The organism is Peribacillus sp. NPDC097198 (assembly GCF_044762055.1).
GTDB lineage: Bacteria > Bacillota > Bacilli > Bacillales > DSM-1321 > Peribacillus.
The window spans coordinates 76,922-98,347 of the sequence record NZ_JBIWDO010000002.1 but is presented as its reverse complement, the minus strand read 5'-3'; the positions used below and the strand labels follow the sequence as shown (position 1 = coordinate 98,347).

The following is a 21,426-nucleotide window of genomic DNA, read 5'->3' as shown; positions in this document are numbered from 1 at the left end:
CACTTATTTCTGTTTTTGTAAGATGTAATGTTGTATGTTGTCCTCTTTGATCCGTTCAATTCCCACTACAGCATATCCCTGGGCAAAGAGGTTTTTGAATATCTCTCTTGTTTTCGAACGCCAATCAATCGCCAACGAAAGATTTTCCTTCTTCATTTTTTGTATCTCCGTTGGTATCGGAATGGCAATGACGTCTGCATATGTATCCAGCCTATATTCCGTGATGACTGGAAAACCTTGTTCATCCTTTTCTATCGTCACTAATTGTGACGCTTCACTAGGGAGATTCGCATCCGACTGCAAATCTTGATTGATCGTCCATTCCACCATGAAGCGGTCCGTCGACAGCCCTTCATTAAGTGAGCCTTCAAGCTTTCCGTAGCAATCTTCCATATAGGTACGGCAAACTGCTTTAAGTTTTCCGATATTTAAATTCGCATTCACGCTTTCCAACGGATCGTATGTCCAGCAAATCAAGTCGTAGCCCTTTTTCAGTGCTTCTTCTTTTTGTGCCAATTTAAGCAATCTTCCGTACCCCTTCTTTTGATGTTCCGGGTGGATCGCCAACAAGTGTGAGCAAAGAAAGACCTTTCCATCCTTAAAACCAGGGAAGCTGTATTGAAAGCCCACTAACTGCTCATCGAGGTAACCGCCTATGACAAGCCCCCCGTTTTTAACTGCCGTCAGCGTCTGGTGGGTTGGTATGGAATCCATCCCCCATACAAGCGTCTCCAATTGTTGCACCTCTTGTAACTCTTCTAATGTCGATAATGATTTGATATGTAATTCATGAGTCATGGCGATCCCCTTCTCCATATTTATCGAAAGTAAGAAGGATGGCTTTCGTCAGAATCTCGATCCCCGAAAGCAGCGCTTCTTTATTAAAGGTCATAAGTGGATGATGCAGGCCTGGCGTTAAGCCACAACCCAATCCAAGCATCGTCGCTTTAATGGTCGGTTTCTTCAACGTATAAAAATGAAAATCCTCTCCACCAGTCGTAATGACGGGAGGCACCAAATTTTCTTTACCGAGTGTATCTGTTATGGCTTCTGCCATGATGGCTTGGGCTTGTTCGTCGACATGTGCAGCGGCTACATATGCACTTGGTTCAAGGGTAATTTCAACGCCATTGGCAATGGCCAGAGTTTGTGCGATTTTCTTCACCTTCATGGTCAATTCCTTCATGACATCATTATCCTGGGCGCGTAAGTCCAGCGAAAAAGTAGCCTTCCCTGGAATGATATTCGAACTTTCCCCGCCTGCAGAAAACTGCGTCATTTTCACGGAATAAGGGATGGAAGGATTAAGATGGATGCTGTTCAACAATGTGATGAAAGAGGCCCCGATCTCGATTGCATTTTGACCTTGATGGGGCCTTGCACCATGTGCATCCGTTCCTAGGATTTCGCCCTTTATGAACTGTGCTGAACCATGAACGATGGCTGGTGCCGCCTGGCCATCGCTCACTTCCTCCGCAGGCCTTACATGCACGCCATACAGAAAATCTATATCATCGACGACTTTTTCCTCAATCATCTTCAAGGCACCCGTTCCTTTTTCTTCTGCAGGCTGAAAAAGGAATTTGAGTTTCCCTTTTGGTTGAAAGTTCATTTCCTTCAATACAAGGAAAACGCCAAGAGCCAGAGTCATATGCCCATCGTGGCCACATGAATGGTTGGCCTGGAATGTGTCATTCACTTCTTGCCATAATGCATCGATATCCGATCGTAGGCCCACCGTGAACCGGCCTTCCCCCATCTCACCAATCACGCCGGTACAGTCGGCAAATCTTGTCACGGTACATTGGTTTTCCGTTAAAATGTCCGCAATGAAGTCTGTTGTCTTCACTTCATTCCAACTCGTTTCTGGATGAGCGTGCAGATGGTCAAATATCTCGATGATCCGTGGTCTTAACTTTACAAGCGATTGTGTTATATCCATTTCCAACTCCCCTTCAGAAGAAAAAATCATCCTGTTTAAATGTGTCGTATTTAGACTTTCTATCTTTGAATCCTTGTTCGTCTTTTATTGAGACACCCGCTACTAAACTATTCAATAAGGAAAATAAAACAGGTGCTGTATCGATGGTCGAAGTCTTCGGCGTTGATACCGGTAATAATACATCCGCGAAATCTGCAAGAGGGGCAAGTTCGGAGTCGGTAATCCCGATCACAAAGGCCCCAGCCTGTTTAGCCATCTCCGTAATTTTCACCGTTTCTTTCACATAACGGTGAAAGGATATCGCTATGAAAACGGAACGTTCCGTCATTTTATCCAATTGTAAAAAGATATCGTCTGTATCCGGCCGGTATAAATGAACATCCTCCTTCACAAGCCTTAGTGTGAACGTCAGCCAATGTGCGGCCGAAAAGGATAAACGATGTCCGGAAATTAAAATACTATCGGCTGACGTAATTTTGTCCACCGCTTTTGTAAAATCCTCATTTGATAGATTATGTATGGTCTTTTTGATGCTCTCGATATCTTGTTCCATCACTTGTGCCATGAAGTTTGGCTCGTTTGCGACTTCGAGTTTAGAAGTATGGTATTCATTCAAGCTACTGCTCTCGAAAATCAGCTGATTGCGAATCAGTTTTTGAAGTTCAGCAAAACCACTTAGCCCTAGCGAATAACAAAAGCGAATGATCGTGGTCTCACTCACGCCAATTTCTTTCCCTAACACTTGAGCTGGACTGACGGCAAATGTATGGGCATGAGTCAACAAGTATTTGGCCACTTTTTTTTGCCCAGTCGTTAATGCCGGGAATATCTCTTTTGCTTTTTGCCGAACATCCATAAAATCCTTCCCTTCAGTAACAAAAATGAATCGTATACTTTTTTTAAATATATTTGAAGTTCTGACTTCACTGATAATAGAGAACATTCTAACACCCACCTTTCCATAAATCAATAATATTCTGAATATTTTAATAAAATAATCAAAATGAATTCGAAAAAACCCACGAAGAGTATCTCCGTGGGTTACATCTATCTTTTATTTTTTGTGGCGCTTTGCGTAGCCACATCGTTTACAGAGTTCTTCAACGGCGCATCTTCTCGAGAAGCCATCATACATATTCTTCGCCCGTTCACCATCCAGGATTTCTTCTAGGGATGAATCGAATATATTCCCAAGTGGTATCTTCCCTTCACTATCCAAGCAACAAGGAACCACCGTACCATCCACCAAGATTCCTAGTTGATCTCTCAATGCATAGCAGAAAATATTTTCATCAATGATATCGCGGTCAAGTTCCGGCCACTCGAATTTTTCCGCCATATTGATATAAACCCGATCCTTCAGTTTGATATTATTCTTTTCCTGAAGGGCTTCACTTAAACGAATGTCCAGTGAAAGCTTCTCTTCCAACATCGAAAGAATATCATCATTCAACCCATTACTCGCTTTAAGTTCATCTGAATCCATATTCCATAGTCGTATGGCACAGATTACTTCACTCGTTGCATTTGCCTCATTAATGAAGTCGGTTATATTACTAACATAACTTTCCAGGCTATTGCTCGTATCATTCGCTTCAAAACTATGAAGGGAAATATTCACCTGACGAAGCGCTTTTTTGGATAGAAGCTTATCCTTCACCTTTTGGATCAGTGTGCCGTTTGTCGTAATATTCACTTTCAAATCATTCTCGGCGCTAATATCCAGGAACGTGCCCAAATCTTTATTCAAAAATGGTTCACCCATTAGATGGAAATATATATGGTCCGTATGTGGTTTTATCTTTTCAATCACGTGCGTAAAACCTTCTGGATTCATAAATTTCAATGTCCTTTGCAAGCTAGAACTCGGACAAAAATTACACTTCAGATTACATATGTTCGTTATTTCGACATATACTTTTTTAAACTTTCTCATTATAATTCCCCTAAAATCTTGCTGTATTTAATCTGTTATTAACTATACTTGTTCCTTCCTTATAAATGCAATGGAAAAATGGATTTCCGAACAAAATGAAGGGAACTTCCACATTTAGAAGTTCCCTTCTTTCTTCCATTAAGTCCCTTTAGAGGACCAGAATTTACGTCCATTCCTTCCTATGCTCAGAAATGAATGTCATTTCGTTTCGGTAATGTTCAAGATGACCTTGCTCCACCATCTTTTGAAAGGCAAGATCACCTTCACTCGCTCTTCTTGTGATTGTCTTACATAATCCTTCTAATCGTAACAGGATCATCTCGATATAATTCTCCGCAATTCCTTCACCGTAAGCATCAAAAAATGATCTAACCCTGTTTTTTATGCGGGAAGCATCGTGAACTGAATGATAATGGACCGTCTCACCCGTCTCAGTAAGATACAATCTGCTTAATGGAACACAAGTGTATAGCGTATACGCGATGTCCCAAAGTCGTGGACCAGGTCCAGCCACATCAAAATCAATAATGCCAATCGGTCGTTCATTTTGAAAAATGATGTTGTACATGGCAAAGTCATTATGGCATAACACCTCCGCTTGCTGTGGGGTATTATCGATTGCTTGCCAATGATCATCCAATGAAAAGTCGCTTACAGCATCATGATAAAGACGGAGCATCTTCGCGATTTCCCGTAAGACATCTTCTGACCACATGTATGTTTGTAGAGGATAATTCCCCGCTTCTCCTTCAATGAAAGATAGAATTTCTCTGCCCTTATCATCGATACCAAGGAATTTAGGGGCATATTCGTAACCTTTTCCCTCCAGGTGCTTTAATAAAGCATGAATCCTTTGGCTATTTGGCTTCATTTCCCGTCTGACGGTATCACCTGAACGATATACTTTCGAAACGTTCCCACCTGTTAACTCTTCCTCATTGGAAAGATTGGGCATAGATACACCTCCACTGATCATGCAACTATTCACAGGAAAACTATGTTAATTCTAGTGTATCATAGGTCAGAACCAAAACAATCTAGATATGGATGCATATGCAACTACGGACATAGAAAAAAGCACCTTCGATAAAAAGAAGGTGCTGATTCCTTTGCATTCATTTTCTTTTCTGTTCCATGACCTTCAAGCTCAAAAGCTTTTTATTCTCCAGATCATGCTGGACGGTAACGATGACGTTGAATTCCTTGCCATTTTCCACCACTACGAATACAAAGTCGTCTTCCACTTGTTTATTGCCCAAATTTTTACGGCCTTTATATTGATAGTCGGTCACATCGTCTCTAGGATAATCTGCCTGAACGACAGTGATGGCAATCTTCCCGTATTTCTCATAATCCGGAGTTGCAGCAATTGGTGCACTTGGAGCCATTTGCGTTAGTATCATGAGCCCCATGACCAGCATCAGAAATTTTTTCATCCCTTTACCTCCCACCATTTCTCACTTGTTAGTCTTATTATGTATAACATCTCAATAGTTATTCAATCGATTCGCTTCTTGAACAAGCATCATCCCCACTTGACGGTTCCGGTCCCATTCTTCGGGAAATACGGACAAGGGTGGATTCGTTTCCTCCACTAAATAACTAAGTTCAATGGTCAGCGCCGGCCGCTCGAATTCGGTAATGAACCAATCCGTAAATCCACTGCCTATTGCTTCCTTTTCCGGGATGGTCAGTTCATAACCGGTTAGCTCTGCCGTTTTCTTCGCTATGCCGTAATCCCTTGCCATGTTCTTAGGTTTATTGTGATAGTGCCAAAATATTTCCCGTCCAGACGTATGGTAGGAAACAGCAATAAGGGGGTCGAGCTTCTTCGTGAAGGACACAAGTGCTTTTGCCTCCGATGCCATCAGTGGACGTTTTCCTTTATAAAACTGATACGTGGGTTGTTTCGCTTCATTGATTATGTCATCCCAACCACTTGGATATTGCCTGTTTAAATCGATGCCATTCGCATTGGCTTTCCACCGGGACCACTCTGTGCTATAGTCGTTCATTTTCCAGACCGCCACTCGCTCCCATACATTTAAGTGAGAGAAATCACCCTGCTGGATCCTGACCCCGTCAGGATTTAACATCGGGATGAACCAGATGCTGACCTCATCCAATAAGTCCGAGGGGATATCACCGATTGGCTCACCTGTTTGATAGGCGGAGGCATAATCTTGTAGCATCTTCATCAGAATCATCGTACTAAGCCATTCCCGTCCATGATGGGCACCGACCATTAAAATCGACTTCTGCCCCCTACCAAGTTTAACGGCCTTTATCGGTTTTCCTTTTTCAGTTTCACCGATTATTACGGTTTTTAGTTGATACTTTTTTTCCATTTCCAGAAGATCTTTTTCCATTGTTTCAGGTGAATATGGCTGTTCAGAGAATGCGTATGAAGGATAAAGCAGAAAACAGATCCACCAAAGCAAAATGATTTTTTTCATGAACTCACCTTTGATTATTATTCAGGTAAAAAACAACAAACGCGGTTTTTCTATATCACCACTTATTGTAAGGAGAGCTTCTGCCCATTCTGTACAAAATACAAATAGCTCCTTAGTAAGGAGGAGAATGATATGAGGATAGCGGATTATGATCAGGCTTTGTTTCACACACACCGATCGGATTGGGACAGCCTTTTAGTTTTGATGGTACGAACGAAAGATCACATTCTTTCGAAGAAAATTGAGCATTTTTTACACGCATATCGGTTTGAGCATGATTACCAAATCGTTCAATCTCAGCTGTATGCCCTATTTCGTTATCTCGATCATGCTGCTGAACAGACGAGTGAATATGAATATGTAACGGAAGTTCAACAATAGTTTGTACAAAATGGGAAATATTATGCAAGTTGCTTATCAGGGATTAAACTATGGCTGGTGAAACCCTAATGGAAACAAGGAAGGGGTCAGGTATGAAAATACCTGACCCCTTTTTCCATTATTTCTTTATTGTCGCATATGCACTTGCATACATTTTCAATTCATCCATCAAAGCGTCGACAAGCAATGCGGATTCTTCATTCAATCCGTCATTTTCGTAATCGAAGCAGTGCGGATCAAGTACTAGTTGTTTTGGAATCACGTTCGCATAAAGGCTGCGGCCTACCGTTCTCACGGAATTCAACGCGTTGATTCCACCTTTACCTCCGCCTGAAACGGCAAGAAGCGCGACTGGTTTATGTGTAAATTGATCGCTGCTTAGGAAATCCAACGCATTTTTCAAAGCACCACTCATAGAACCGTGATATTCCGGCGTCGTTAAAATGACACCATCCGCTTCTTCGATGCTTGTGCGAAGATCTTGAATCACTTTCATTTGGTATTGCTCGCCTTCCCCGGTATATAAAGGGATTTCACTATTGCTTAAATCGATTAATTCTGCTCCGTATTGTTTAGATATGAAGCGTGAAGCAATCCCTGTACGTCCTTGTTTACGTGGTGAACCATTAATGATGACTAATTTCATGGATATTCCCCTCCTTGGTAAGTTTGAAATGATAGGTCTGAAATATATTTCATCAAAATATCCCATTATCCTCAATCAGTATACCAAAGTCCATGCGTAATTTCCTTGAATTTGAGACATTCCATTTCTATCCTATTTCGGAACAAAGAGCGAAGAACTTGCCTTCGCTCTCCCTTTATTTATTACACCAAAGCTTCTATTTCACTCATGAAATCGTTAATGACGGCGGAAAGCTTATCTTCCGATTCCTGCAGGGAACTTCCTTGGACACCGAAATAGAATTTAATTTTCGGTTCGGTACCTGAAGGACGGAGGCATACCCACGTTCCATCATCGAGGAAATATTTTAAAACGTTGGATGTCGGAAGTTCAATCACTTCCTCAACAGTCGTTCTCAAATCGTACTTTTTACCGTTCTGATAATCTTCGGCGATGACTACGGGGATACCCCCTATTTGGGTAGGTGGGTTTTGCCTGAATCGATCCAATATTCCTTGGATCTGTTTTTCCCCTTCCATTCCTTTTAGGGTTAATGAACGTAGCCCTTCCAAATAGAATCCGTATTTTTCAAAGACATTCATCAAGCCTTGGTAAAGGGTCAAGCCCTGCTTTTTGTAATAAGCACATACTTCAACAGCAAGAACCGCTGCTTGGATGGCATCTTTATCACGGGCGAAATCCTTGATTAGATAGCCGTAACTTTCTTCATACCCGAAAACGAAGCTATGTGCCCCGGTTTTCTGATACTCATTTATTTTCTCGGCAATGAACTTGAATCCAGTCAGAACATCCACCGTCTCCAACCCGTAGGACTTTGCAATCGTCCTCCCGATTTCCGAAGTCACAATTGTTTTCAAGACCACTCCATTCTGAGGAATCGTCCCTTTTTCCTTTTGCTGACTCAATAAGTAATCCAAGAACAAGGCTCCCGTTTGATTACCAGTTAAAACGACATATTGATTCGCTTCGTTTTTCACGGCAATCCCTAACCGGTCGGCATCAGGGTCCGTTGCAATCAATAGATCGGCTTCCACCTGATTGCCAAGTTCGATGGCCATTTCAAATGCGGCTGGCTCCTCAGGATTAGGAGATTTCACCGTCGAAAAGTCCGGATCGGGCAATTCCTGTTCCTTGACGACATGGACATTGTGATACCCCAGGTCCTTAAGTGCGCGCCTAACCGATTTATTGGCTGTCCCATGAAGAGGGGTGAAGACAAGTGACACATCCATTTCTTCGGCTAATTGCGGATTCTCAGGAACCGTCAAAAGCTGTTGATTATAAGCGATATCCAACTCTTCCCCAATAATCTCGATAAGCCCCTTCTCTTTTAACGCTTCCACTTCTTTAATTTGTATATCAAGTTCACTTTCAATGGCATTCACGTACTGAATGACCTGGTCAGCGGCTTTTGGAGGCAACTGTGCACCATCCGGCCCGTAAACTTTGTATCCGTTATATTCAGGAGGGTTATGGCTTGCTGTAATCACGATTCCAGCAAAGGCATTCAGCTCCCGGACGGCAAACGATAATTCAGGCGTTGGTCGCAGCTCATCGAATAAGTAGGCTTTCACACCGAAAGTCGCCAATGTTTTAGCCGCTTCCAGTGCGAATTCCGGTGACTTGTGCCTCGAATCATAGGCGATGACCGTCCCTCTACTTTTTGCCTCTTCCCCAAATGATGAAATATATTGTGCCAGTCCCACCGTTGCCTTTCGAACCGTATACAGGTTCATCCGGTTCGTTCCAGCTCCAATTTCCCCACGCATGCCACCTGTCCCAAATTCCAAGTTCTTATAAAAGGCATCTTCGAGTTTTGCTTCATCCCGTTGCATTTCCTCGAGCAGGACACGTAATTCCCCATTTAAATTCTGGTAACCTGCCCAAGCGGTGTAGAAAGATTTCCATTCCATCTCCAACATCTCCTCTCAACGCCTATATTTTGAATTTTATGTATTAACCCTATTATAAAATTAACATATTTTTCCCCATAAATGAAGTAAAGGCTCGTGATGAAAAAGCAACTGTTGCTTTTTCGTCACGAGCACATGTAAATCCTTATTTATCTCCTTTTTGGTATTGCAATTTGTAAATGTCATGGCGACGATCTTTTAATTGTCTTACCGTACCGGATTGACGCTCCCGTCGTAAGATTTCCAGATCGACATCGCCGATAAGCACCATCTCAAGGTTAGGGCTCGTTTCCCCTACGATACCATCACGGGCAAACTCGAAGTCTGAAGGGGCAAAAATTCCAGACTGTGCATATTGGATATCCATGTTTTCCGTTTGTGGCAAGTTCCCGACAGTTCCAGAGATGACTGTGTAGACCTGATTCTCCACAGCACGTGCCTGGGCACAATAGCGAACCCTCAGATAACCTTGTCGGTCTTCCGTACAGAAAGGTGTGAAAATGATCTTGGCACCCATATCTGTCGCTATACGAGCAAGTTCCGGGAATTCGATGTCATAACAGATTTGAATGGCGATCTTTCCGCAATCCGTATCAAAGACACGTACGCGGTCTCCCGCATTAATCCCCCACCATTTTCTTTCATTTGGTGTAATATGGATTTTATATTGTTTCTCGATGGTTCCGTCGCGACGGAACAAGTAGGCAATATTATAAATATTGTCATCTTCCTCTTTAACGAAATGAGAACCACCGATGATATTGACGTTATATCTTACTGCAAGCTTCGTGAACAATTCAATGTACTGTTCCGTGAATTCCGAAAGCTTCCTGACTGCCAGACTTGGAGACCGTTCATTTAAGAACGACATCAACTGGGTTGTGAACAGCTCTGGGAATACAGCGAAATCAGCATTGGCGTCGGACGCTACATCCGTGAAATACTCCACTTGGTTCGCGAAATCTTCAAATGATTCGATACGACGGAGCATGTATTGCACGACGCATATCCGAACAGGTTCGGACGTCTTGTAATAACGCTTCGATTTCGGTTGGTAATCCCAATTATTCCATTCCATGAGTGTCGCGTATTTATTGGAAGCCAGATCATCAGGCAAATAGTTGGGATTGATCCTCATAAGGGTGAACCCATTTAAAAGCTGGAACGATAAGACTGGATCATATATTTTATGCAGTTGCACTTCCTTGACATATTCTCTCGGTAGCAATTCATCCGCATACTTATGGTAGTTTGGAATTCTGCCGCCGATAATGATACTTTTCAGGTTCATTTGTGCAGCTAGTTCTTTTCTTGAATCATATAGTCGTTGTCCTATTTTCATCCTGCGGAATTTTGGATGAACCATGACTTCAATTCCATATAGATTATAACCGTCTGGATTGTGATTCGTGATGTAGCCATTATCCGTTACATCATCCCAAGTATGGCGATCATCATATTCGTCAAAATTGATAATGAGGCTTGAACAAGAACCAATCACTCTGCCATCGTACTCAGCTACGAATTGGCCCTCCGGAAAGATTTCCAAATGGCTCTCGAGCTGATCTCGTTTCCATGGATCCATCCCTGGAAAACAAGACGCTTGCATAGCAATGATTTCGTCTATGTCCCCTAGCTTCATATTTCGTATTTCCATGATTTTCTCAAATTTATGCAGGTCTAAATTAGGCATTTTTCTCAGGCTCCTTTATTCTCTTCATCGAAGATTATACCCCTAATTTTAAAAATATAACACTTGAAACTCCTAATTCCCTTGTTATGTACCTGGAAAAAACCCCGTCTGAAGCATATTTTAAGAACATATATTTTACAGACGCCATCGATACAGACTATACTTTTATTAAAGAAAAAGAAGGTGGAGTAGGGAAGCGATGAACAAGACAAAAGACAGTAAAGAAAACTGGCTATTTATTGCATGGGCTGCTTCCATCATTTCCATGTTTGGAAGCTTATATTTTTCTGAAATTAAGCAATACGAACCTTGTACCCTTTGCTGGTATCAACGGATCATCATGTATCCTTTTACAGTCATTTTAGGTATAGCCATCATTCGTAAGGACCATTGGATCAGCTTTTATACCATGATATTGTCCGGTATCGGTGCACTCATTTCAACCTATCACTATTTGATTCAAAAGGTTTCATTCTTTTCCGACCATTCCCTTGCGTGCGGAAGGGTCCCATGTACAGGTCAATATATTAACTGGTTTGGATTTATTACAATCCCTGCCTTAGCTCTCGTTGCATTCATCATTATATTCCTATGCAGCTACATCGTATGGACAAGATCCAAGGAGGCTTCAGCTTAATGAAAAAGATTGCGATATTCTTAGTAATAATCGTCGCCCTATTTATCGTATTGGGCGTTGTGACCAATATGAAAAAAGAAGAAAAGGCAAAAGGCAATCCATACGGAAAAGATAATCTTAAATCCGCCACCGTCGATCAATTGGATGATCCCAATTATCAAAACCTGATTCTACCCGCCGAGTTAGAGAATGACCTGCAGGAAAAAGAAGCAGTGACGGTTTACTATTATAGTCCTACATGCGTGCATTGCCAAAAAACCACCCCAGTCGTCGCACCCCTGGCCGAAGAGATGGGCATTGACCTTGTTCAATACAATTTATTGGAATTCGAGCAAGGATGGAGCGATTATGGGATAGAGAGCACGCCGACCATTGTCCATTATGTTGATGGAAAAGAAAAAGCCCGGTTAGTTGGCTACCATGAAAAGACAGGCTTTAAAGAATGGTTCGAGGAAAACGACATCAATTAATAAAAAGAACCGGCTATAACGGGAACAGTCCGTTATAGCCGGTTCTTTTTATTTGCCTTATACTAAGTATGAATTCGCCACTTGAACATTGTACATGGGCAAACCTTCCATTCCCACATGTTCGCTCATTCGGTTAAAATGATTAGAATCAAAGGGGAAGAATATCCCGCATTCATTCAAAAGTGTAATGTTACGCTTGAACAATTCATCTGATTTACGTTCAATTGCCTTTGTATTCACCTTCTCCTCCTTGTCCAAAATGGTTAGGAGGACTTGAAGGCATGTCATCACCTGATACGCTTCCCTCAGTGTACCATTGTAGGTGAAACGGCCCTTATTAGGCTGTAAAACGCCTATTTCTTTAAAATGAAGGATTTCATCTTTTGTGAAGTAACTCGGAAATACAGATTCGTAGAAACGTTCAACAAGATCAGCAATTTCTTGCTCTTGTTCTTCCGTTGATGGAGAGACAACCTTCACAACAAAACCACCTTTTTCAAATACTTTGGTCCTATCTTTGTTTGTTTAATCTTAGAGGTTCATCCTTTTTTTAATAGAATAACATAAAAACTGTAAAAATAATGTGGTAATTTAACCCACCGACTCATTTTCAATAGGTCTAATGATTCTTTTTTCACAGTTCATTGTAATTATTATATATTTTTTTCTTAAAAATACAATCTAATCCAACGAAAGTAGGAATAAATTTGAAACATTTCACAGTAAAAAACGATGAATTATTCATCACTGTACATAAACAATTGGATGGTTTTACATTAGAAGGTCTTTTTAGAGACCATTGGAAGGCTCCAAAGAAACTTGTTCATGAATGGAGAATGAGTAAGGAAGTAAAAGTGAATGATGTCATCACTCCTTGGACAAGTAAAATTTCTGAAGGGGATACGATCCAGATTCCGTTGCTTCACGTTGATGATGATCGAGTACCCGCTACAGATTTGGGAATCACCATCTTATATGAAGATGATTTGTTATTGATTGCAAACAAACCGGCAGGAATGGATACCCACCCCTCTCATTCCGGTGATAGGAATTCGCTGATCAACGGGGTGGCCCACCACCTTCAGGTAACCGGCCAAACCTGCATGATAAAACATATTCATAGACTCGATAAAGATACCACCGGCGCCGTCCTTTTTGCTAAAGAGCGACTGACCGGCTCCATGCTCGATAGAATGCTTGAAGAACGGAACATCAAGAGAACCTATTATGCTTTAGTGGAAGGGATCCTTCAAAAAAACGCAGGAAAAATCGAAGAAAAGATTGGGCGGGACCGGCATCATGCGACGAGACGAAGAGTATCTCCATCCGGACAGACAGCCATCACTCATTATCAAGTCCTTGAACGGTACCCTAAAGAAAATCGGACACTTGTCAGCTGCACATTAGAAAGTGGCAGGACCCACCAAATCCGGGTGCACTTCAGCCACTTGAATCATCCATTGGCCGGGGATACTCTGTATGGCGGAAAGAGGTCCTTTCCACGTCAGGCCCTTCATGCCAGGAAAATGGAATTCATCCATCCTATCTCCGAAGAAAAAATCGCCATCGAAGCGCCTTTCCTGGATAAGCCCAGTATCTTTGATACGTTATAAACCATAAAAAAGCTGGCTCATCATCTTTGAGCCAGCTTTTTTTGATTATGATCCTTTTTTTAATGTAGCGGCCGCCCAATTCCCAAAAGATTGGATTAGCTGAACGAGGCAGATCAATAGGAGGACCGTCAGGAACATGACAGGAAGATCCCATTGTTGGTACCCATACCGTAGTGCCAGATCACCGAGTCCCCCCGCTCCCACAGCCCCGGCCATTGCCGTTGCTCCGATCAACCCTATCGTTGCAATCGTCAAACAAAGGACGATCCCTGGTCTAGCTTCACGTAACATGATTCGAAAGATGATTTGTGTCCGTGTCGCTCCCATGGCCAAGTAGGCTTCAATGATGCCGCGGTCCACTTCGAGCAAGGCCGTTTCTATCAATCGTGCGATATACGGGGCGGTAAATACGATCAGTGGGACAATCGCGCCCTTAACGCCTATCGCCGTGCCTGCCACCCATTCAGTGAAAGGGATGATGGCCACAATCAATATGATAAACGGCACGGACCGGATGATGTTAACAAGTATATTCAATATAAGAAAGACCAGTTTATTCGGTGCTAGATGATCTTTTCTTGTTATCACCAATAACACCCCAAGTGGAATGCCTATGATGGTGGCCACGAAAAGAGCGACCCCAACCATCATTACTGTTTCGTACAGCGACTGTGTAAATAACGGCGACATCCCTACCAAACTCTCCATCATGACATCATCACCTCTGAATCCCGTTTTATTTCCACATGATGAACCGCCTGTTCGAGAAAATCGATGGCCTGTAAAATCGATTCTTCCTTACCTGAAATATGTAGCACCATCATCCCAAGTGGCATTCCTTTCACTGAAATCATCGAACCGCTTAGCACATTGGTGACCACGGAAAACCGTACGGCAAGAGAATGTAGCACAGGATTAAGTGCATCGTCTCCCCTGAATGAGATCCTGACCACTTTATAGGACGAACTTCCATGCTGCATTTTATTCAACAAGTCTTTTGGAACCGTATCATCGAAAACGGTTCGGATGAAGTTTTTCGTCGTCGGGGCTTGAGGTGTACTGAAAATATCATGAACTGACCCCTGTTCGATGATTTCCCCCTGCTCCATGACAGCCACCCGATCACAGATTTTTTTAATGACATCCATCTCATGGGTGATCAGCATGATCGTCAATCCCATTTTTTCATTAATATCAAGCAAAAGTTCAAGAATGGATTCCGTCGTTTGTGGATCTAACGCGGAGGTGGCCTCATCACATAAAAGAAGTTCGGGGTCCATCGCCAAGGCGCGAGCGATCCCCACCCTTTGTTTTTGTCCTCCTGACAGCTGGGCAGGATATTCCCCCGCTTTATCCTGCAAGCCCACTAACAAAAGCAAACCGTCCACCTTTTGCTTGATTTCTCGTTTGGACATCTTATTCATTCTTAAGATTTCTGCGACATTATCAAACACATTATAGGAATCCAGCAAATTAAAATGCTGAAAGATCATCCCGATTTTCTTTCGGGATGACCGCAATTCCCGTTCACTCAATTGCAGTAAATCGACTCCATTCACGATGACTTTTCCGCTAGTCGGCTTTTCCAGCAGATTGACCGTCCGAAGCAACGTGCTCTTTCCGGCTCCGCTAAAACCAATCACACCGAAAATCTCTCCCCTGTTCACGGAAAGGGATACACCCTTTAAGGCATGAATGCTTTTTTTTCCCTCTACATATGTTTTGTGTATATCAGTCAGCTGGATCATTCTAGCCCCCCTACTTATCCTTCATTTCCAGGTTTGGACCAGCAAAGAGCCTTCTTTACTGTGCCTTTCTCTCCTTTCATTCAAAAGGATGATCGACCGTTTTGAACACACCATCGTACTTTTCTTTAATGAATGCTTTCACTTCTTTGGAACTATATAATTCAGTTAATTTTTTATAGTCTTCATTATCTTTATTTTCTTCTGCGGTTGCCAAGTAAATCGGGAACTTGTCCCCTTGTTCGATATATAATGGATCTTCCTTCGGGTCGTATCCATTCTGGATTGCAAAATTACTAGGGATAATCGCAACGTCCAGGCTATTCATCGCTGGAGCAAGCATACCGCCTTCTAACTCCTTGAATTTCAATTTTTTTGGATTTTCTGCGATGTCCTGGATGGTTGCGTAGTTTTCAAGACCCGGCTTCAATTTAATTAAACCCGCTTCTTCATATAACAAAAGACCACGCCACAGATTAAGAGGATCATTCATGATTCCTAGAGTGGCCCCTTCAGGAATTTCCTCGATCGTTTTGTATTTTTTCGAATAAAAAGCCATATTCGTGGTGAAAACCTTCCCCACCGTTGCGATATTGGCTTTGTGATTCTCGTTATATTGTTCTAAATATGGTTTGGTTTGGAATACATTAACATCCAAGTCCCCATTTTCAAGAGCGCGGTTAGGCGTGACGAAATCATTGAATGGGACAATCTCCATTTTGATTCCCTCTTTCTTGGCCACCTCTTTCACCTTTTTGGCCACCTCTTCAAAAGGGCCCGCGGAAACGCCCACTTTAATCGTCTGTTCTTGAACTTTCTCTTCACTCCCGCAGCCTGCCACTAATAATAAGCCCGTGACTGCAAGCAGCATCCCCATCATTTTTTTTGATATCATCATTCTCCCCCCTATTTTTCAGTATACAATTATTATTATTTTAAAAACATCATAATTTTACATTCATCCTATATATTGATTGTTTATCCTTTTTATTAAGTAAATGACAATAATTTTTATATATTTAAATAGCAAATAATGCTTTCTTCTATATTAATTAACGGAAAGAAGGCAACCGCTAAAAGCGATTACCTTGAAATTCCCCAAAAAAAAATAAGCTGGCCGTTTAGGCCAGCTACATTTTCTTTATTTATGAAGCTTTTCTTGTTCCTCTTAAGATTAAGCTTAAGATGAAGACAAATACGATAGCACCGATTAATGCTGGAATGATAGCGAAATCTGCTACTGAAGGTCCCCAAGTTCCAAGAATTAATGAACCTAACCATGCACCAACAAAACCTGCAATGATGTTACCAACGATACCGAATGGTACGTCACGTCCGATAATCATACCTGCTAACCAACCGATAATACCACCGATAATTAATGACCATAAGAATCCCATAATATATTTCCTCCTTGAGTAAATGAATTTTATTCAACAGACTTGAAGAAATACTCATCACTTTCATTATTCGTGTCCGATCAACACCATAACCTTTACACTCAAAAGGTATAATGCCTGGTACGCATATCTTAATAATGCGAATGTTTTTGGTTATTTAAAAAGGTAATTGTCATTTTAAAATGAAGTTGATTGGACACCGCTTAATGTCTGTGTGTGTTTTCTTCTTGTTTGCTGTTGTACTAAGTATTTTCCCCTTATTCTAAATCTAAAACCTTATTTTATTTTAATTTTTTTGGAACCGAAAAAGAGATTATCGATGTAGAGAAAGGGGTATATACTATTTTTCATTTCGTCTTCCACTGTTAGTATAGACAGTTTCCATCTATAATATGTTAAAAAAAAGAGTGTCCAGAATTTCTCTGGGCACTCTTTTTAGGGTTCGTGAAACTGGTTAAAAAATCAGTTCATCCGGGTTGCTACCGAATCGTTCATTTTTATTCAAGGCGTCGATTTGGTTCATCTCATTAAGGCTCAATGAAAAGTCGAACACTTGAGCATTTTCTACGATACGCGAAGGTGTAATCGACTTTGGAATAACTACGATATCATGTTGTAGGTGCCATCTGATCAATACCTGTGCAGCGCTTTTCCCATGCTTTTTCGCAATATGGTTGATTGTAGGTTCATCGATTAAATGCCCGCGTCCAAGCGGACTCCACGCCTCTACCTTGATATCATGTTTTTTGCAGTAATCACGAATTTCGGTTTGAGTTAACAATGGATGTAATTCAATTTGATTGACGACAGGCTTAACCTCACTGTTTGCCAATAAGTTTTCCAGATGGTGAACATGGAAATTACTTACGCCGATCGCTTTCACTTTTCCATCATGATAAAGTTTCTCAAGTGCCTTCCATGTTTCCAGGTATTTATCCTGACCTGGCCAATGGATCAAATATAAGTCCAAATACTCCAAACCTAGACGTTCCATGCTATCCTCGAAAGCTTGAAGGGTCGTTTCATATCCTTGTTCCGTATTCCATACTTTCGACGTAATGAACAGTTCTTCACGTGGGATGCCACTTTCCCGAATCGCCTGCCCCACACCTTCTTCATTTTCGTAGATGGCGGCCGTATCGATTGCACGGTAACCTACCTCAATCGCCTTCTTGACTGATTCAACCGTTTCCTCACCGTTTTTCACCTTAAAGACACCGAAGCCCAGCTGCGGCATTTGCACTCCATTATGTAAAGTTATCTTCTCACCAACACTTGAAATCACGTGACATTCCCCCTTAGTTTTATTTTCCAATTATAGCATCAGATACCTTGCATTTCTAACCATTCACCTCGGAATTTTCAGCTTTCAATCCACCAAATCCTTTGGTAAACTATCCATTATTATTTAAAAAAAGAATGAATAGGTAATTTTTCATCGAATGAATAAAATATTTTGTAAAAAAATGACGAAACATCTATCCTTATAGATAAGAAATTCGTTACAATTGAATAGTTGGGCAAAAAAATGTTAAAAGTAGGTGCCACCTTTTCAAAAGAATAATCAATCGATATAACTCCCATTCTAAATAGTAGGAGTTTCAAGACTAATCTCTCGTCCACTTTGTATCCGCAAACTAGGTTTTATATTTACATACTTGAACATTAAGGGAGTCTTACATGCATGAGTAGTCTATTCATTTTAACAGCTGCAATTATCTTCTTTGCTTTAGTTTTTGACTTTATCAATGGGTTCCATGATACGGCCAATGCAATCGCTACCGCTGTTTCAACTAAGGCACTACAACCTCGGCACGCCATCATCATGGCTGCGATCATGAACTTATTGGGAGCATTGACCTTTACAGGGGTAGCCCAAACCATAACGAAGGACATTGTCGATCCATTTACCTTAAATAATGGTTCTTATGTCATTCTTGCTGCCCTACTATCTGCAATTATCTGGAATTTGGTCACCTGGTACGTTGGCATTCCAAGCAGTTCTTCCCATGCCATCATCGGATCCATTGCTGGAGCTGCCATAATATCAGGTGGTTTCGATTCCATCAAGTGGAGTGGGTTTTCTAAGATCGTCCAAGCCTTGATCTTATCTCCTATCATTGCATTTGCAGTCGGTTTTATCGTGTATAGCATCTTCAAGATCATCTTTAAAAATAATAACTTAGGCAAGACCAATAAACGTTTCCGGAGGATTCAAATTCTTACGGCTGCGATTCAATCCTATACACACGGAACAAATGATGCGCAAAAGTCGATGGGGATCATCACATTGGCTTTAATGGCTAATGGATTTGCTCATAGCTCCGACATCCCATTCTGGGTACAACTTTCCTGTGCGATTGCCATGGCCTTAGGTACTTCAATCGGCGGATGGAAAATCATCAAGACGGTCGGTGGGAAAATCATGAAGATCCGCCCGATAAACGGAGTGGCCGCTGATATGTCGGGTGCCGCCATCATCTTAGGGGCTACCTTCATTCATATGCCTGTAAGTACAACCCATGTCATCTCCTCTTCAATACTTGGTGTAGGCTCAGCTCACCGAATCAAAGGGGTAAAATGGACAACCGCCAAAAGCATGCTGGTGACATGGTTCATCACGTTACCAATTTCCGCAGGATTGGCTGCAACCATATACTATATTATTTCATTATTTTTATAATCCAACACTTGAACCTTTCCAATCCGGAAAGGTTTTTTTCTTCTCTTTTCTCTCTTCATCATTGTAGATATTCCCAAATTTCACTTTTCCTTTATCTTTTTGTAAAGTTTTATTAAGAGTTTGTAAATTTTCGTCGAAAAACCTTCCCTATTGCTAGATGAATTCGTTACAATCAAGTTGTTAATACTAAAGCGTACACATTTATACGTAAAATTACGCTTGACTAATTGGGAGGCATTAACCATGGCTTTTAAATCTAAAAAAGACAAATTTGCAGTGATGTTATTAAATATTGCTCAAAACATCAAAGAAAGTGCGGACTATTTCGCAGATTATAAGCTTAAAAATATCAGCGACTTAAAAGTTTTTTCAGATACGATGAAAGATTATGAGCACAAGGGCGATGAAATGGTTCACACCATCATTAAAGAATTAAACAACGCCTTCATTACTCCTATAGAGCGTGAAGATATTCTTGAATTAACCATGAGAATGGATGATGTCATAGACGGTTTGGAGCATTGTTCCGCTCTATTCGAAATGTATTCTATCGTTAATGCCGATGAGTACATGCTTAAATTCGTCGATGCCATTAAAGAATGCACCTATGAAATCGAAACAGCTGTCGATACGCTATCTACTAAAAAATTACCAATGATCCGTGAAAACGCGATTAAGATTAAAGAACTTGAATCTGTTTGTGATGGCATCCAACGCCAATCCATCAAAAACCTGTTTACGGTTGAGAAAGATCCAATCAGAATCATCCAATATAAAGAGATTTACGAGAGCCTTGAAGAAATTGCCGACAACTGTCAAGCCGTTGCCAATACACTTGAAACAATCATAATGAAAAACGCCTAAGGAGTACCCCAAAAAATGGATACTTTATTGATTTTAACGATTATCATTGTTTTCCTAGCACTTGCATTCGACTTCATCAATGGTTTCCATGATACAGCGAATGCCATTGCTACATCTGTTTCAACAAAAGCGTTAAAACCAAGGCATGCTATCATCTTAGCAGCTATCATGAATTTTGTTGGAGCCATGACTTTCACAGGCGTGGCGAAGACGATCACGAAGGATATTGTGGATCCGTTCACCCTCCCGAATGGTTCTTATGTAATCATGGCTGCTCTACTTTCGGCCATCATATGGAATCTTCTTACTTGGTATTACGGAATACCAAGTAGTTCCTCCCATGCATTGATAGGTTCGATTGCAGGTGCCGCAATTGCAGCAGCCGGATTCTCCTCCATTAAGTGGGAAGGGTTCTTGAAAATTCTCGAAGCGTTGATTTTCTCTCCTATCATCGCTTTCGTGATAGGGTATATCGTTTACAGCATCTTTAAAGTTGTTTTCAAAAACAACAACCTGACGAAAACGAATCAAAGGTTCCGTACGATCCAGATTGCTACCGCAGCCCTTCAATCGTATACACATGGAACGAATGATGCTCAAAAGGCGATGGGGATCATTACACTGGCCCTGATCGCCAATGGATATGCATCAAGCACGGATATCGCTTTATGGGTTCAATTCAGTTGTGCCTTGGCAATGGGTCTTGGAACATCGATCGGTGGATGGAAAATCATCAAGACCGTCGGTGGAAAGATCATGAAGATTCGCCCTATCAATGGGGTTGCCGCTGATTTAACGGGTGCCTTCATCATCTTCGGTGCCACTTTGATTCATATGCCAGTAAGTACGACTCATGTTATTTCATCTTCCATCCTAGGAGTCGGTGCATCCCACCGGGTTAAGGGTGTTAAATGGGGAACGGCAAAAAGAATGCTAATCACTTGGTTCATTACCTTGCCTATTTCTGCTACATTAGCAGGGTTGATTTACATGGTTATTAATTTCTTTTTCTAACGTTTCCAAAAACCTGCTGATTCAGCAGGTTTT

23 protein-coding genes are annotated in these 21,426 nt (G+C 41.5%); 7 read left to right on the top strand and 16 right to left on the bottom strand.

What is annotated here, in order from left to right; translation table 11 throughout:
• Positions 1–3: 3 nt before the first annotated feature.
• The 7 genes from ACIQXQ_RS03460 to ACIQXQ_RS03430 all read right to left on the bottom strand — a co-directional run bounded on the left by ACIQXQ_RS03460 (position 4) and on the right by ACIQXQ_RS03430 (position 6,334).
• Positions 4–798 carry a GNAT family N-acetyltransferase gene (locus tag ACIQXQ_RS03460; RefSeq protein ID WP_402955336.1) on the bottom strand — a complete coding sequence of 265 codons (795 nt, stop codon included), beginning with the start codon at positions 796–798 and terminating at the stop codon, positions 4–6.
• Positions 788–1,942 (bottom strand): M20 peptidase aminoacylase family protein, encoded by a 1,155-nt coding sequence (locus tag ACIQXQ_RS03455; protein WP_402955333.1) that lies wholly within the window; start codon positions 1,940–1,942, stop codon positions 788–790. Before ACIQXQ_RS03455 ends, ACIQXQ_RS03460 begins: the two co-directional genes overlap by 11 nt.
• A gap of 13 nt (positions 1,943–1,955) precedes the next feature.
• Positions 1,956–2,798 (bottom strand): MurR/RpiR family transcriptional regulator, encoded by an 843-nt coding sequence (locus ACIQXQ_RS03450; RefSeq protein WP_402955330.1) that lies wholly within the window; start codon positions 2,796–2,798, stop codon positions 1,956–1,958.
• 198 nt (positions 2,799–2,996) lie between these two features.
• Positions 2,997–3,878, bottom strand: a complete 882-nt coding sequence (locus tag ACIQXQ_RS03445) for a radical SAM/SPASM domain-containing protein (RefSeq protein WP_402867542.1) — start codon at positions 3,876–3,878, stop codon at positions 2,997–2,999.
• Positions 3,879–4,041: 163 nt separating this feature from the next.
• Positions 4,042–4,833 (bottom strand): phosphotransferase, encoded by a 792-nt coding sequence (locus tag ACIQXQ_RS03440; protein WP_402955327.1) that lies wholly within the window; start codon positions 4,831–4,833, stop codon positions 4,042–4,044.
• A gap of 160 nt (positions 4,834–4,993) precedes the next feature.
• The gene (locus ACIQXQ_RS03435; protein ID WP_402955324.1) at positions 4,994–5,314 is read right to left on the bottom strand and encodes a DUF3889 domain-containing protein; all 321 of its coding nucleotides are present in this window, start codon (positions 5,312–5,314) and stop codon (positions 4,994–4,996) included.
• Between the two features lie 51 nt (positions 5,315–5,365).
• Complete coding sequence (locus tag ACIQXQ_RS03430; RefSeq protein WP_402955322.1) at positions 5,366–6,334, bottom strand: M14 family zinc carboxypeptidase; 969 nt, start codon at positions 6,332–6,334, stop codon at positions 5,366–5,368.
• A gap of 132 nt (positions 6,335–6,466) precedes the next feature.
• Here ACIQXQ_RS03430 and ACIQXQ_RS03425 point away from each other — a divergent pair, with 132 nt between their 5' ends.
• Complete coding sequence (locus ACIQXQ_RS03425; RefSeq protein ID WP_402867538.1) at positions 6,467–6,715, top strand: YhdB family protein; 249 nt, start codon at positions 6,467–6,469, stop codon at positions 6,713–6,715.
• Between the two features lie 118 nt (positions 6,716–6,833).
• Here the strand turns inward: ACIQXQ_RS03425 and ACIQXQ_RS03420 are convergent, their stop codons facing one another.
• From ACIQXQ_RS03420 to ACIQXQ_RS03410, 3 genes are all read right to left on the bottom strand, one after another.
• On the bottom strand, positions 6,834–7,361 hold the full coding sequence (locus ACIQXQ_RS03420) for an NADPH-dependent FMN reductase (RefSeq protein ID WP_402955318.1): 528 nt from the start codon (positions 7,359–7,361) through the stop codon (positions 6,834–6,836).
• 182 nt (positions 7,362–7,543) lie between these two features.
• On the bottom strand, positions 7,544–9,274 hold the full coding sequence (locus ACIQXQ_RS03415) for a phospho-sugar mutase (RefSeq protein ID WP_402955313.1): 1,731 nt from the start codon (positions 9,272–9,274) through the stop codon (positions 7,544–7,546).
• A 145-nt stretch (positions 9,275–9,419) separates the two neighbouring features.
• The gene (locus ACIQXQ_RS03410; RefSeq protein ID WP_402867535.1) at positions 9,420–10,967 is read right to left on the bottom strand and encodes a GNAT family N-acetyltransferase; all 1,548 of its coding nucleotides are present in this window, start codon (positions 10,965–10,967) and stop codon (positions 9,420–9,422) included.
• A 199-nt stretch (positions 10,968–11,166) separates the two neighbouring features.
• Between ACIQXQ_RS03410 and ACIQXQ_RS03405 the strand changes: the two genes are divergently transcribed.
• Positions 11,167–11,604 (top strand): disulfide oxidoreductase, encoded by a 438-nt coding sequence (locus ACIQXQ_RS03405; protein WP_402955309.1) that lies wholly within the window; start codon positions 11,167–11,169, stop codon positions 11,602–11,604.
• Complete coding sequence (locus ACIQXQ_RS03400; RefSeq protein ID WP_402955306.1) at positions 11,604–12,074, top strand: thioredoxin family protein; 471 nt, start codon at positions 11,604–11,606, stop codon at positions 12,072–12,074. The genes ACIQXQ_RS03405 and ACIQXQ_RS03400 overlap by 1 nt, the downstream gene beginning before the upstream one ends.
• 57 nt (positions 12,075–12,131) lie before the next feature.
• Here ACIQXQ_RS03400 and ACIQXQ_RS03395 read toward each other — a convergent pair whose 3' ends face one another.
• A complete protein-coding gene (locus ACIQXQ_RS03395; protein WP_402955303.1) occupies positions 12,132–12,554 on the bottom strand; it encodes a DUF5365 family protein in 423 nt (140 codons plus the stop codon).
• Positions 12,555–12,781: 227 nt separating this feature from the next.
• Here ACIQXQ_RS03395 and ACIQXQ_RS03390 point away from each other — a divergent pair, with 227 nt between their 5' ends.
• Positions 12,782–13,687 carry an RluA family pseudouridine synthase gene (locus ACIQXQ_RS03390; RefSeq protein WP_402955300.1) on the top strand — a complete coding sequence of 302 codons (906 nt, stop codon included), beginning with the start codon at positions 12,782–12,784 and terminating at the stop codon, positions 13,685–13,687.
• Positions 13,688–13,732: 45 nt separating this feature from the next.
• Here the strand turns inward: ACIQXQ_RS03390 and ACIQXQ_RS03385 are convergent, their stop codons facing one another.
• From ACIQXQ_RS03385 to ACIQXQ_RS03365, 5 genes are all read right to left on the bottom strand, one after another.
• Entirely contained in the window at positions 13,733–14,395 is a 663-nt protein-coding gene (locus ACIQXQ_RS03385) for a methionine ABC transporter permease (protein ID WP_402956024.1), read from the bottom strand.
• Positions 14,395–15,435 carry a methionine ABC transporter ATP-binding protein gene (locus ACIQXQ_RS03380; protein ID WP_402955297.1) on the bottom strand — a complete coding sequence of 347 codons (1,041 nt, stop codon included), beginning with the start codon at positions 15,433–15,435 and terminating at the stop codon, positions 14,395–14,397. Before ACIQXQ_RS03380 ends, ACIQXQ_RS03385 begins: the two co-directional genes overlap by 1 nt.
• 76 nt (positions 15,436–15,511) lie before the next feature.
• The gene (locus ACIQXQ_RS03375) at positions 15,512–16,327 is read right to left on the bottom strand and encodes a MetQ/NlpA family ABC transporter substrate-binding protein (protein WP_402955294.1); all 816 of its coding nucleotides are present in this window, start codon (positions 16,325–16,327) and stop codon (positions 15,512–15,514) included.
• Between the two features lie 250 nt (positions 16,328–16,577).
• Positions 16,578–16,832, bottom strand: coding sequence for a GlsB/YeaQ/YmgE family stress response membrane protein (locus ACIQXQ_RS03370; protein WP_402867528.1), 255 nt, complete (start codon positions 16,830–16,832; stop codon positions 16,578–16,580).
• A gap of 454 nt (positions 16,833–17,286) precedes the next feature.
• Positions 17,287–18,069, bottom strand: coding sequence for an aldo/keto reductase (locus ACIQXQ_RS03365; RefSeq protein WP_402956022.1), 783 nt, complete (start codon positions 18,067–18,069; stop codon positions 17,287–17,289).
• Positions 18,070–18,516: 447 nt separating this feature from the next.
• On the opposite strand from ACIQXQ_RS03365, the gene ACIQXQ_RS03360 reads away from it, so the two are divergent.
• From ACIQXQ_RS03360 to ACIQXQ_RS03350, 3 genes are all read left to right on the top strand, one after another.
• Entirely contained in the window at positions 18,517–19,515 is a 999-nt protein-coding gene (locus ACIQXQ_RS03360; RefSeq protein WP_402867527.1) for an inorganic phosphate transporter, read from the top strand.
• Positions 19,516–19,758: 243 nt separating this feature from the next.
• A complete protein-coding gene (locus ACIQXQ_RS03355; RefSeq protein WP_402868506.1) occupies positions 19,759–20,379 on the top strand; it encodes a DUF47 domain-containing protein in 621 nt (206 codons plus the stop codon).
• 15 nt (positions 20,380–20,394) lie between these two features.
• Positions 20,395–21,393, top strand: a complete 999-nt coding sequence (locus ACIQXQ_RS03350) for an inorganic phosphate transporter (RefSeq protein ID WP_402867526.1) — start codon at positions 20,395–20,397, stop codon at positions 21,391–21,393.
• The last annotated feature ends 33 nt before the right edge of the window (positions 21,394–21,426 follow it).